Genomic DNA, 11305 nt, shown 5'->3' with positions numbered 1-11305 from the left:
ATGTCGGTATCTCTGATAGACGGGTGGGACCGGGCGTCCCTCGCCCAGCACGGGATGTGGATCACCGAGCGGACGGGCGCCGGAGGCCGGGTCTACGCCATGCCGCTCGCCGTCCGGTTCGACGGCCCGCTCGACGTGGACGCGATGCTCGCCGCCTGCGCCGCGGTCGTCGAGCGCCACCCCGTCCTCGCCGCGACCCTGGCGGAGCAGGACGGGCACGTCCGCCTGGTCCCCGGCGAGGTGCCCCCGCCGATCCGCTTCGAGGACGTCTCCGGCCCGTCCGGCGAAGTCTTCGGGGACGTCTCCGCGCCGCCCGGCGGAACCTCCGGAGAGGCTCCCGCCCTGTCCGGAGGGGCCTCCGGCCCGTCCGGCGGGATCGAGGCCGAACTCTCCCGGCCCTTCGACCTGGTGACCGGCCCGCTGGCCAGGTTCACCCTGTTCCGGCTGGGGCCCGCGCGGCACGTCCTGCAGATCGTCGCCCACCACGCGGTCTTCGACGGCATGTCGAAGGACATCGTGCTGCGCGACCTGGCCGCCGCCTACGGCGGCTCCCCCCTGCCGCCACTGCCGATCTCCTACGGCGAGGCGGCACGTGCCGAGCAGGACCGGGTGGCCGCCGGGCTGGAGGGGGCGGCCGAGTTCTGGCGGCCGAGATGGCACGACGACCAGGACCTGCTGCTGCCCGGCGCCACCCGCCCGTCGCTGCGCGCCGCTCCCGGCGGGACCGTGGACCTCGCGCTCGGCGGAGAGACCGCCGGCGTGGCCGAGCGGCTGGGCCTGACCCGGTTCGAGGTCGTGCTGGCCGCCCTCCACACGCTCCTGCATGGATACGGCAACGACCGGGTCGCGGTCGCCGTGGACCTGTCCACCCGCACCGAGGAGACCCGGGACCACGTGGGACTGTTCGTCAACGAGCTCCCGGTGGTCTCCACGCCGCAGGGGACGTTCGCCGAGTTCGCCCGGACGCTCCGGGAGGAACTGCGCGCCGTCTACCGCTATCGCGAGGTCCCCCTGGCCCGCGCCCTGGGCGGGATCAGCCCCCGTACGGCGCTCACCCCCGTCTCGGTCAGCTACCGCAGGCGCTCCGGCCCCGACCCCGTCTTCCCCGGCCTCGACGCCTCCGTCGACTGGACGGCGTTCAACGGCGCGGTCCGCAACACCCTGCACCTGCAGGTCGTGGAGTCCCCGGACGGTCTCGCGGCCCGGCTGCAGTTCAACCCGGAGGTGCTGAGCCGCGCCGCCTGCGAGAGCGTCGCCGGACACCTGCGGACCCTGCTCCTCGGCATCGCCGCCCGCCCCGACGCCCCGATCACCGAGCTGCCGTCGCCCGGACGGGAGGCCGCGCCCGCCCGTGAAGCGGCCCCGGCCGGCGCTCCCGGTACGGTCCCGGCCTCCGCCTCCGTCGACTCCGGTACGGCCCCAGCCTCCGCCGCCATCGCCTCCGGAGCGGTCGCGGACTCCGCTCCGGACGCGTCTCCCGCCGCCGGCGCGGCGGCCGGGGCCGTGGAGGACCCCGCTCTCCTCGGGGAGGTCGGGGCGATCTGGTGCGAGGTGCTCGGCGTCGACGAGATCCAGCCGGACGACGACCTGTTCGACCTCGGCGGCCACTCGCTGTCGATCACCCAGATCATCGCCCGCGTCCGGGACCGGATGGGCGTCGAGCTCTCCTTCGAGGTGTTCATCGACACCCCGACCGTCGCCGGCGTCGCCGAAGAGATCGCCCGATCCCGATGACGACCGCTCTCACACGGCAGGGGGCGGCGGTGGTGGAGTTCACCGGCGCCCGGGGCGGCGAGGCCCCGCTCACCTGGGGGCAGCAGGCGATCTGGCGGCTGACCCGGTGGCTGGACGACGGCGACCCGTACTTCAACATGCCCTGGACCCTGCCCGTCTACGGCAGACGTGATCTCGACGCCGTCCTGCTGGCCCTGCGCGGGCTGGTCGAACGGCACGAGACCCTCCGGACGACCTGCGAGGAGACCCCCGCCGGGCCGGTCCAGCGGGTGGCGCGCGAGGGCCGGCTGACGGTCGAGGTGTTCGACGCCGGAGAGGCCAGGCCGCTCGCGGCGGCCAAGGAGCTCGCCGCCGACCTGGCTTCCAAGGGGTTCGACTACGCCACCGAGCCGCCGATCCGGTGCGCCGTCGTGACGGGCGGCGGGCGGCCCCGGGCCGTCGCCTTCGCCCTGTCCCACCTGGCGGTCGACGGGTGGGCGCTGGACATCCTCGCGACCGACTGGAAGGGCCTGCTCGCCGGGGACGACCTGCCCGAACCCGCGTGGCAGCCGCTGGACCAGGCTGCCTTCGAACGGGAGGGGGCGGGCGCCGCGCGCGGGGAGCGGGCGCTCCGGCACTGGCGCGCGGCGCTGGAGAGGGTGCCCCGGTCCCTGTTCGACTTCCCCCGGCAGCCGCCGGAGGAGCAGCGGTTCGTCCGGGTCGGCATGGAGTCGGTCGCGCTCGCCGCCGCCGCCGAGAGGCTGGCGGCCCGCTGGTCGGTCAGCACGGCGAGCGTGCTGACCACGGCGAGCGCCGTGCTCCTGGCCGTGCTGACGGGGCACCGGGAGGTGGTCATGCAGCTCATCGTGGCCAACCGGCACGACCCCCGGACCAGCGCCATGGCGGGTACGGCCGTCCAGGACGGGATCTTCGTCCTGGACCTGCCCGAGGGGACCTTCGCCGACGCCGCGCGCGCCGGGCACCGGCAGGCGCTGACCACCTACCGGCACGCGCACTACGACCCTTTCAGGATGATGGCGCTGCGCGAGGAGGTCGGCCGCGAACGCGGCGGGCCCGTCGACCTGTCGGCCTACTTCAACGACAGCCGGGCCACCGGCCACTGGCCCAACCTGCCCCGGACGGCCCGGGAGGGCGACGCCGCCGCCCTGGCCGCCCTCACCGAGCGGACCAGGACCTTCTTCGTGGGCGCGTGGCCGGAGGTGGACGCGACGGTGTTCTTCGCCACCGGCCCCGCCACGGACACCTGCCGGCTCCACCTGCTGACCGACACCGCCTGCCTGCCGCGGTCCACGGCCTACACCCTGCTGCGCGGGATGGAGACGCTCCTGGTCCGCAGCGTCGCCGAGGACGTGCCTCTCGACGCGGTCGCCGGGCTGTGCGGCATCACCCCGGTCGAGCGGCCCGCCGCCGTCGCCGGGGGAGGTGGCCGGTGACCACGCCGGACCAGCGCGCGGCACTGCTCAGCCGGCTGGCCGAGCTGCCGCCCGAACGGCGCGAAGCCCTGCTCGGGCGCGCGCGGGACAGGGACGCGGGCCGTACCTGGCCGCTGTCGTTCGGCCAGGAACGGCTCTGGTTCCTCAGCCGGTTCGACCCGGCCGACACGACCTACCACACCCCCTGGTGCGTACGGCTGCGCGGTCCGGTCGACGCCGACGGCATCGCCGCCGCCCTCACCCGCGTGGCCGGGCGGCACCACGTGCTGCGCACCCGCTTCCGCCTGGCCGGTGACCGGCCCGTGCAGGTCGTCGCGCCCGCCGGGCCGGTCGCCGTGGAGCGGCGGGACGTCACCGGCGACCCGGCCCCGGCCGTCGTGGAGTTCGTCAACCGGCCGTTCGACCTGGAGGCCGGGCCGCCGCTGCGGGTGGCGCTGATGCGGCTGGCCGGCGAGGACTTCATCCTCTGCGTTGTCCTGCACCACATCGTGGTCGACGGCTGGTCGCTGGACGTCCTCATGCGGGAGCTGGCCGAGTGCTACGCCGCCCACCGCGAGGGACGGGAGCCGCTGCTGGCGGAGCTCCCCACCCAGTACACCGACGTCGCGGCGGAGGACAGGAGGCGGGCCGAGCACGAGGACACCGCCCACCTCGACCACTGGACGCGGACGCTCGCCGGCGCGCCCGTGCTCGACCTCCCCGCCGACCACCCCCGCCCGGCCCGCTGGACCGGACGGGGCGGGCAGGAGAGCCTGCTCGTGCCCGACGAGGTGATCACCCGGCTGGAGGGGGTCGCCAGGCAGCAGCGCTGCACCCTGTTCATGGCCCTGCTCGCCGCCTACCAGGTGACCCTGGGACTGGCCGCGGGACAGGAGGACCTGTGCGTGGGGGTGCCGGTCGCGGGACGGAACAGGGTGGAGCTGGAACCGCTGATCGGCTACTTCGCCACCACCCTCGCGCTCCGCGCCGACCTGTCCGGCGACCCCACCTTCCGGGAGCTGCTCAAACGCACCCGCCTGTCGGTGTTCAGGGGGCTCCAGCACGCGGAGGTGCCCTTCGAGCGGATCCTCGGGGCGCTGCGCCTGCCCCGCGACCTGAGCCGGCCGCCGCTCCTGCAGGCCATGTTCAACCTGCACAACCTGCCCAAGGGCGACCTGCTGCGGACGGAGATGGCGGACCTGGCCGTCGAGGTCTACCCCATGCCGCCGGCGGGCCGTACCAAGGCCGAGATATCGGTGGACGCGTGGCGGGGGCCCGAGGGGCTCGGCGGAGTCCTCGACTACAACAGCGACCTGTTCTCCGCCGGGACCGCGCGGCGTCTGGTCCGGGCCTTCACCGACGTGGTGGAGCGCGCCGGGACCGACCCGGATCTCCGGCTGTCCGACCTGAGAGGTGTGTGACCGTGGTGACGACGCTGGAGCTGACGCGGCGCCGGCTGGAGCTGACGCCCGACGCGGTGGCGGTGAGGGGGGCCGGAGGCGAGCTGACCTATCGCGAGCTGCACCGGCGGGTCGACGACCTGGCGGCGGCGCTGCGCGAGCGGGGAGTCGGACCCGAGGTCCCCGTCGGGCTGTGCATGGAGCGCACGACGGGGATGGTGGTCGCGGTCCTGGCCGTCTGGGCCGCCGGCGGCGCGTACGTCCCGCTCGACCCGGTCTTTCCCGAGGACCGGCTCCGGATGATGCGCGAGGACGCGGGGATCGGCCTGGTGCTGACCCAGCCCGGCGTGGACCCGCGCCTGCTCGACGGCGTCCCCCGGGTGCTGTCGCTCGCCCCTGACGGGACGCTGCCCGCGCCGGGCCGTGCCGGGGCCGGCCGGATCTCCGGTCAGGGGACGCTGCCCGCGCCGGGCGGTGCCGGGGCCGGCCGGGTGCCCGGTGAGGGAGCGGCGCCTGCGGCCTCCGCGGCGGACCTCACCCCGCCCGCCGCGGAGCCCGTGGGCGACCTGGCCTATCTGATCTACACCTCGGGTTCCACCGGACGGCCCAAGGGGGTGGCGGTCCCGCAGCGCGCGGTGACCAACCTGCTCGGATCGTTCATGCGCAGGCTGGAACTCACCTCCGAGGACCGCTGGCTCGCCGTCACCACGCTGTCGTTCGACATCTCGGTCCTGGAGCTCCTGCTGCCCCTGGCCTGCGGAGCCCGCGTGGTCGTGGCCTCGGCGCGGGAGGCGGCGGACGGCCGGGCGCTGCGGGAGCTGGCGGTCGCCGAGGGGATCACCGTCATGCAGGCCACCCCGGCGACCTGGCGCATCCTGCTGGAGGCCGGAGGCGTGCCCGAGACGGTCGGCACCCGGCTCTGCGGGGGCGAGGCGCTGCCGCGCGACCTGGCCGACGCGCTGCTCGGCACGGGCGTGCGCCTGTGGAACGTGTACGGCCCGACGGAGACGACCGTGTGGTCCACGGCCGGGCCCGTCGCGCCCGCGCCGTCCGGGGTCGACCTGGGGGAGCCGATCGACGAGACGTCGCTGTACCTCCTCGACGAGGGCGGGCAACCGGTGGCGGCCGGCGAGGCGGGGGAGCTGCACATCGGCGGGACGGGGGTGGCCAGGGGCTACCACGGCCTGGCCGCCCGGACCGCGGCCCGTTTCCTGCCCGACCCGTTCGCCGGCCGCGCCGGGGCGCGTATGTACGCCACCGGCGACCTCGCCCGGGTCACCGGCGAGGGGCGCCTGGAGTATCTGGGACGGGCCGACCAGCAGGTGAAGATCCGGGGGTTCCGGATCGAGCTCGGCGAGATCGAGACCACCCTGCGGTCGGCGGAGGAGGTGCGGCAGGCCGCCGCCGCCGTGTGCGACGGGCCCGACGGGCTGCCCCGGCTGGTGGCCTACGTGGTTCCCGAGGAGGGCCCCGGGGAGCCGGGGGAGCTGTGGCCGGCGCTGCGCGGGCGGCTCCGGCTGAGCCTGCCCGAGTACATGGTCCCCGCCCACCTCGTGACGGTGGACGCCCTGCCGCTCACCCCCAACGGCAAGCTGGACCGCGGGGCGCTGCCTCCGCCCGACTGGACATCCGCCAGGACGGCCCCCTACCGGGCGCCGTCGACGCCCGTGGAGGACGAGCTGACCGTGATGTGGGCCGAGGTGCTGGGCACCGGGGAGCCCGTCGGCGTCGACGACGACTTCTTCGAGCTCGGCGGCCACTCGCTGACTGCCGCCCAGATCATCGCCAGGGTCCAGGCCCGGTTCGGGGCCGCCGTGCCGATCGTGGCGCTCTTCGAGCATCCGACCGTCGCCGGGCTCGCCCTGGAGCTGGACCGTCTCGGCGACGACGACCTGGACCTGGCCGAGGTGGCCGCGCTGCGCGAGCAGCTCGACGGTCTCAGCGCCGAGGACCTGGACGCGATCTTCGACGGACTGGCGCCGGACGCATGAGGGCGCCGCTGTCTCCGGAGCAGGAGCGGCTCTGGCTCCTGCAACGCCTCGATCCGGACAACGCCTCCTACACCATGTATCTCGTGCGGGCCCTGCACGGTCCGCTCGACCAGGCCGCGCTCACCTGGGCGCTCACCGACGTCCTCGCCCGCCACGAGAGCCTGCGCACCAGGTTCGCCGAGGAGGACGGCGTGCCCTGGGCGGTGGTGGAGCCAGGGGCGCCCGGGATCGAGTGGCTGAGCCTCCGCAGCCGGCAGGAGGCCGCCGACCTGGTGTCCCGGCGGGCCAACGCGCCGTTCGACCTGGAGGCCGGGCCGCCCCTGCAGGTCGCGGTGATCCGGCTCGCCGACGACGAGCACCTGCTCTGCCTCACGATGCACCACATCATCGCGGACGGGTGGTCGCTCAACGTCATCCTCGACGACCTCGCCGAGTGCTACACCGCCCACCTGCACGGTGTCGAGCCCCGGCTGCGCCCGCTGCCCGTCCAGGCCGGCGACTACGGGCGGTGGCAGCGCCGCCGGGCCCAGCGGGCCGTGCCGTACTGGACGGAGAGGCTCGCCGACCCGCCGGCGTCCGAACTGCCCTTCCGCCACCGGCGGGGGCGGAGCGGGGAGGCCGCGACCCACCGCGCCGGGCTGCCGCCGGCGACCGCCCGGAGGCTGGAACGGCTGGCCGGGGAGAACCGCACCACCCTGTTCGCCGTCCTGACGGCGGCCTACCAGACCCTGCTGTTCCGGCACACCGGGCAGGAAGACGTCCTGGTCGGCAGCGTGGTCGCGGGCCGGGACCGGGTCGAGCTGGAGCCGATGGTCGGCTACGTGGCCCAGACGGTGATCCTGCGCGGGGATCTCGGCGGGGACCCGTCGTTCACCGACCTGGTCGCCCGCACCCGGGGCGAGGTCCTGGGCGCGCTGGGCAACTCCGCGGTCCCGTTCGAGAAGCTCGGCCACCCCGCCGACTCGCTGCTGCCGTCCATGTTCATCCTGCACAACCAGGACGCCGGCCCCCGGCGGTCCTTCGGCGGGCTGACCGTCACCGATGTCGATGCCGGGTTCCGGCAGGTGAAGGTGGACCTGCTCGTCGAGGCGTGGTCGGACGGCAACGGGCTCGCGCTGTCCTTCCTCTACGACAGCGGCCTGTTCGAGGCCGGGGCGATCGGCCGCCTGGCCGACCGGTTCGCGGTGCTGCTGGAGTCCGTCGCGGCCGAGCCGGGCACCCCGATCTCGGCCCTGCCGATCTGGACCGAGGCCGACCTGGCCGACATCCGCGCCCTCGCCACCGGCCCCGCCCTCGCCACCGGCTCGCCCTCCGTGCCCGAGCCGCCCCTCGCCGCCAGCGTTCCCCTCGACCCCGCGCCGGGGTCCGGCGCCGCGCCGTACCTCGTCCCGGAGATGATCGTCGAGGCCGTACGGCGGGCGCCCGGCGCCGTCGCGGTGATCTGCGGCGAGGAGACGATCACCTACGGCGAGCTGCTCGCCCGGGCGGACGCGCTCGCCGGCGCTCTCCGCGACGGCGGGGTGGGCCCCGGTGACGTCGTGGGCGTCTGCCTGCCCCGCTCGATCGAGGCGATCGCCGCGCTGCTCGCCGTGTGGCGGTCCGGCGCCGCCTACCTGCCGTTCGATCCGGACGTGCCCGACGAGCGGCTGGCCTTCTCGCTGTCGGACAGCTCGGCCACCCACGTGATCACCAGGAGGAGGCTCCCCGACGGCCTGACCGCCGTCGACCCCGCGAGCGGCGGCGGTCCCGACGGTCTCGCGGGCCGTACGGCCGCCGCCCCTGCGGAGCCCGGCCGTGCGGCCGCCTACGTCATCACCACCTCCGGCTCCACCGGCGTGCCCAAGGGCGTGCTGGTCGAGCACGGCGCGGTCGCGGCGCGGGTCCGGTGGATGCGCGCGGACTACGGCCTGACCTCGGCCGACCACGTCGTCCAGTTCGCCTCGCTCAGCTTCGACGCCCACGTGGAGGAGGTCTTCCCCACGCTGGCCGCCGGGGCGACGCTGGTGCTGCTCCCCGACGGCGCGGCGAGCCTGCCCGACCTGCTGGCCTCGCCCCCGGGCGGGCGGGTCACCGTGCTCGACCTGCCGACCGCCTACTGGCACGCGCTGGTCGAGGAGCTGGAGGAGGTCGTCTGGCCGCCCTCGCTCCGCCTGGTGATCCTCGGCGGCGAGCAGGTCTCCGCGGCGGCGGTCGAGCGGTGGCGCGGCCGGTTCGGCGACGGCGTCCGGCTCGTCAACACCTACGGCCCGACCGAGGCGGCGGTGATCGCCACCGCCGCCGATCTCGGGGCGGAGGCGGCTCTGGAACATCCCCCGATCGGCCGCCCGATCGGCGCGACCACGGTCCACGTGCTCGACGGGCGGGGCGAGCCCCTGCCTCCCGGGGCGACCGGGGAGCTCGTCATCGGCGGGGCCGGGGTGGCCCGCGGCTACCTCGGCAGGCCCGCTCTCACCGCGACCGCCTTCGTCCCCGATCCCGCCGGAGAGCCGGGGGCACGCCGCTACCGGACGGGGGACCGGGTGAGGTGGCGCGCCGACGGGCGGCTGGAGTTCCTGGGACGGCTGGACGGCCAGCTCAAGATAAGGGGCTTCCGGATCGAGCCCGGCGAGGTGGAGAGCCACCTGCTCGCCCATCCCGGAGTGGGCCAGGCCTTCGTCACCGGGCGGGGCGGGGAACTCCTCGCCTACGTCACCGGCACCGTCGACCCCGCCGACCTCCGTGCCCACCTGGAACGGACGCTTCCGCGCCAGCTCGTCCCGACCGCCTGGGTCCGGCTGGAGGCGCTGCCCCTCACCGGCGGAGGCAAGGTCGACCGGGCGGCGCTCCCCGAGCCGGTGACCGCCCCGGCGGCCGAGCGGGTCCTGCCGCGCACCGACGCGGAGAGGCTGGTGGCGGGGATCTGGGACGAGCTGCTCGGCGCCGGCCCGTACGGCGTCCTCGACGACTTCTTCGCGCTGGGCGGCCACTCCCTGCTGGCGACCCGGGTGGCCGCCCGGATCCGGCGGGCCACCGGCGTCGAGGTCCCGATCCGGACGATCTTCGCCCGGAGCACCGTCGCGGCCCTCGCCGAGGCGGTGGAGGACCTGCTGATCGAGGAACTGGCCGGTCTGACCGAAGAGGAGGCCATGGACCTGCTCGCGGGCACCGACTCTCCCTGAGCCGGCCCCGTCGCCCGGTGGGGCCGGAGCCGGCGGCGCGAGGGGGCACGGCGGGCGGAGGACTGTTGTGATCATGTGATGTCGGGGACTGTCGTGCGGGGAGGCGTACGGCGTAGCATCCGTGCACGCCTCGGATTGTCGGGCGCTTGGTTCGAAACCGTGAGCCGCGGAGTGCGAGGCACCATGAGCGCTGTCCAGCCCGTTCCCGAGCTGCCGGCGGCACTCGCCGAACCGACCCGCAGGGTGGGGCCGTGGTGGGTCGCCGGTATCTCGCTGGCCAACCTCGCCCTCTGGATGGGCTACTTCGGACCACTCCAGGTGCTGCTTCCCTCGCAGGTGGCACAGGTCGCCCCGGGAGGCAAGGAGACGGCGCTGGCGGTGGTGACCGGGATGGGCGCCGCGGTGGCGATGCTGCTCAACCCGGTCGCCGGGGCCCTGTCGGACCGGACGTCCGGACGGTTCGGCCGCAGGCACCCGTGGACGCTGGCGGGCGCGCTGCTCGGCGCGGGCGCCATGGTCTTCCTGGCGGAGCAGGGCACGCTCCTCGGGATGGTGATCGGCTGGTGCCTCGTGCAGGCCGGGCTCAACGCGATGCAGGCCTCGCTCACCGCGGGGGTGCCCGACCACGTGCCGACCGGCCAGCGGGGGGAGGTGTCGGGCTGGGTCGGGATACCGCAGTCGCTGGGCGTGGTGCTGGCCGTCGTCCTCGTCACGAGGGTCGTCACCACCGTCGAGTCCGGATACCTGCTGATCGCCGCGCTGATCCCGCTCTGCGTCCTCCCCTTCGTCCTGACCACCTCCGACCCGCGGCTGACCGCCAAGCCTCCCTTCGACCTCGGGGCCTTCCTCAGGGGCTTCTGGATCAGTCCCCGCGCCCACCCCGACTTCTTCTGGGCATGGGTGACCCGCTTCCTGATGCAGCTCGGCAACGCGATCGCCACGCTCTACCTGCTGTACTTCCTCACCGACGCGGTCGGCTACGAGCGGCTCTTCCCCGGCGAGAAGGCCGAGGACGGCCTGCTGCTGCTGATCCTGCTGTATACCGCGACCGTGGTCCTCACCACCGTCGTCGCGGGCGTCGTCTCCGACCGGCTGGGCCGCCGCAAGCTGCTCGTCACGGTCTCCGGGCTGATCAGCACGGTTCCGGCGGTGATGCTGGCGCTCTGGCCGCTGTGGCCGGTGGCGCTCGTCGCCGCGGCCATCCTGGGCGTCGGCTTCGGCGTGTACCTGTCCGTCGACAACGCCCTGGTCACCCAGGTCCTGCCCGCCGCGGACGGCCGGGCCAAGGACCTCGGCGTGATCAACATCGCCAACTCCGGCCCCCAGGTCCTCGGCCCGGTCGTCGCCGGGCCGATCGTGGCCGGCTCCGGCGGTTACCCCGCCCTCTACCTGACCTCCGCCGCCCTGGTCCTGCTCGGCGCCCTCCTGGTCATGAGGATCCGTTCCGTCCGCTGACGCGTCCATGCCGTCGGGGGTGCGGGAGTGGGTGTGCGCGGCTTGTGGCGCCGTCCACGACCGGGATGTGAACGCCGCGAAGAACATCCTCGCCGCCGGGCCGGCGGAGAGGTGAAAGGCCTGTGGAGCCGGTGCAAGACCTCAAGGGGGTGAGG

The 11305-nt window shown here is 74.9% G+C and carries 7 protein-coding genes; all 7 read left to right on the top strand.

The genetic code is table 11. From position 1 onward, the window contains the following. The 7 genes from SROS_RS54040 (at nucleotide 1) to SROS_RS48035 (ending at nucleotide 11265) form a co-directional block, all read left to right on the top strand. A complete protein-coding gene (locus tag SROS_RS54040) occupies nucleotides 1–1734 on the top strand; it encodes a condensation domain-containing protein (protein ID WP_012893275.1) in 1734 nt (577 codons plus the stop codon). Then, nucleotides 1731–3167 (top strand): condensation domain-containing protein, encoded by a 1437-nt coding sequence (locus SROS_RS33000; protein ID WP_012893274.1) that lies wholly within the window; start codon nucleotides 1731–1733, stop codon nucleotides 3165–3167. Before SROS_RS54040 ends, SROS_RS33000 begins: the two co-directional genes overlap by 4 nt. After that, a complete protein-coding gene (locus tag SROS_RS48045) occupies nucleotides 3164–4567 on the top strand; it encodes a condensation domain-containing protein (RefSeq protein ID WP_012893273.1) in 1404 nt (467 codons plus the stop codon). Before SROS_RS33000 ends, SROS_RS48045 begins: the two co-directional genes overlap by 4 nt. Nucleotides 4568–4569: 2 nt before the next feature. Next, nucleotides 4570–6537, top strand: a complete 1968-nt coding sequence (locus SROS_RS48040; protein WP_012893272.1) for a non-ribosomal peptide synthetase — start codon at nucleotides 4570–4572, stop codon at nucleotides 6535–6537. Then, nucleotides 6534–9695 carry a non-ribosomal peptide synthetase gene (locus tag SROS_RS32990; protein WP_012893271.1) on the top strand — a complete coding sequence of 1054 codons (3162 nt, stop codon included), beginning with the start codon at nucleotides 6534–6536 and terminating at the stop codon, nucleotides 9693–9695. The genes SROS_RS48040 and SROS_RS32990 overlap by 4 nt, the downstream gene beginning before the upstream one ends. Before the next feature lie 183 nt (nucleotides 9696–9878). Next, on the top strand, nucleotides 9879–11150 hold the full coding sequence (locus SROS_RS32985) for an MFS transporter (protein WP_012893270.1): 1272 nt from the start codon (nucleotides 9879–9881) through the stop codon (nucleotides 11148–11150). Nucleotides 11151–11157: 7 nt separating this feature from the next. Continuing rightward, complete coding sequence (locus tag SROS_RS48035; RefSeq protein ID WP_425358620.1) at nucleotides 11158–11265, top strand: zinc ribbon domain-containing protein; 108 nt, start codon at nucleotides 11158–11160, stop codon at nucleotides 11263–11265. Nucleotides 11266–11305 lie beyond the last annotated feature (40 nt).

This window comes from Streptosporangium roseum DSM 43021 (genome assembly GCF_000024865.1).
In the GTDB taxonomy this organism is placed as follows: domain Bacteria; phylum Actinomycetota; class Actinomycetes; order Streptosporangiales; family Streptosporangiaceae; genus Streptosporangium; species Streptosporangium roseum.
Note: the sequence above shows the minus strand (reverse complement) of the source record. Positions and strands in the feature narration are given on the sequence as shown.